1 protein-coding gene, 2 tRNA genes and 2 rRNA genes are annotated in these 1,446 nt (G+C 44.7%); all 5 read right to left on the bottom strand.

What is annotated here, in order from left to right; translation table 11 throughout:
* Positions 1 to 47: 47 nt before the first annotated feature.
* A tRNA-Val gene (locus A3842_RS10095) sits at positions 48 to 123 on the bottom strand.
* A gap of 79 nt (positions 124 to 202) precedes the next feature.
* Positions 203 to 274: transfer RNA gene (locus A3842_RS10100), tRNA-Glu, on the bottom strand.
* Between the two features lie 84 nt (positions 275 to 358).
* Entirely contained in the window at positions 359 to 901 is a 543-nt protein-coding gene (locus A3842_RS10105) for an AAA family ATPase (RefSeq protein ID WP_256701644.1), read from the bottom strand.
* Positions 902 to 970: 69 nt separating this feature from the next.
* Positions 971 to 1,087, bottom strand: a 5S ribosomal RNA gene (gene rrf, locus A3842_RS10110).
* Positions 1,088 to 1,232: 145 nt separating this feature from the next.
* A 23S ribosomal RNA gene (locus tag A3842_RS10115) occupies positions 1,233 to 1,446 on the bottom strand; the annotation flags it as partial.

Raw genomic sequence — 1,446 nt, forward strand, 5'->3', positions numbered from 1 at the left:
CTCCACCCCGCGTCAGTAATAAAAAATTCTATATAATAATGTTTCCCTGGTGGAGGCTGAGGGGTTCGAACCCCCGACCCTCTGCTTGTAAGGCAGATGCTCTCCCAGCTGAGCTAAGCCTCCATTGAAAGAAGCAACTTAATGATCTTAACACATTCTCACGCAAAATGCAAACATTATTATAACCTTCAAATTAAAACAATGACTCGTATGGGATTCGAACCCATGTTACCTCCGTGAAAGGGAGGTGTCTTAACCCCTTGACCAACGAGCCTTAGATATTATTATTCTTTTCGACAACAAAAAATATTATATCAAGTTTAACAGGATATAGCAATATAAATATTTCATTTTGATTTCAACTGGTCCTTGGCAATAGTGTGATATCCAACTGCGATGCAATACACTCTACCACATCTTCTATTGACAGCTGCTCTGTGTCCAAATGATAGTGGAACACCTCATGGTTCAAGCCCTCAACACATCTATCAATTTGTTGGGCAGCCCATGAGTTTTCCTCCTCTCCACGGCTGCGCAATCTTGTTAACAGCGTTTCACGGGAGGCCCGTAAGGTGAACTGACTAATCAGTATTCCCTCCTCCCTTAGTCTTCCAATGATCTCCATGAAATATATTGGATCAGCCACTGTCATCGGTACGATAACCGTCCCACGGTATTCAGAGTCTATGTATTTCAACATTTGATAATTAATTTCTCGCCAGAGAGTATAATCCTGGAAATCTATTTTTGACATGACATGCGGGATGTTTTCTCTAAGATAATATCCAGTATTTTCAGGGTCAAAAACAAAGGACTGAGGCAGCCTGCGATGCAGTTCATAAGCAACTGATGTCTTCCCGGAACCAAACGCGCCATTCAACCAAATTATTATAAGAGCCACCACCAAGATATCATATTTATTAATATGTACAAAAAAGCCATTGTCGATTGCTCAACAATGGCTACATGTGCTTGGCGGCGTCCTACTCTCCCAGGACCCTTCGGTCCAAGTACCATCGGCGCTGGAGGGCTTAACGGTCGTGTTCGGGATGGGTACGCGTGGAACCCCTCCGCTATCGCCACCAAACGGGCATTTGCGGTGCAAATGCATCATTCAGGTCTCAGCATCGCCAAATGCTGAAAACAAATCTTTTTCACTTAACCTCTTGGGCCTCATGAATCAGAACTTGATTCCTGAAAACTGAATCCGAAACGAATCTGCGTTTTATGATTTGGATAAGCCCTCGACCGATTAGTATTGGTCAGCTCCACACGTTGCCGTGCTTCCACCTCCAACCTATCTACCTCGTCGTCTTCAAGGGGTCTTACATACTGGGAAATCTCATCTTGAGGGGGGCTTCACGCTTAGATGCTTTCAGCGCTTATCCCGTCCGTACGTAGCTACTCAGCCATGCTCCTGGCGGAACAACTGATGCACCAGCGGTA

Origin of the sequence: Paenibacillus sp. P3E, assembly GCF_001909045.1 — a bacterium.
Lineage (GTDB): Bacteria > Bacillota > Bacilli > Paenibacillales > Paenibacillaceae > Paenibacillus_AQ > Paenibacillus_AQ helianthi.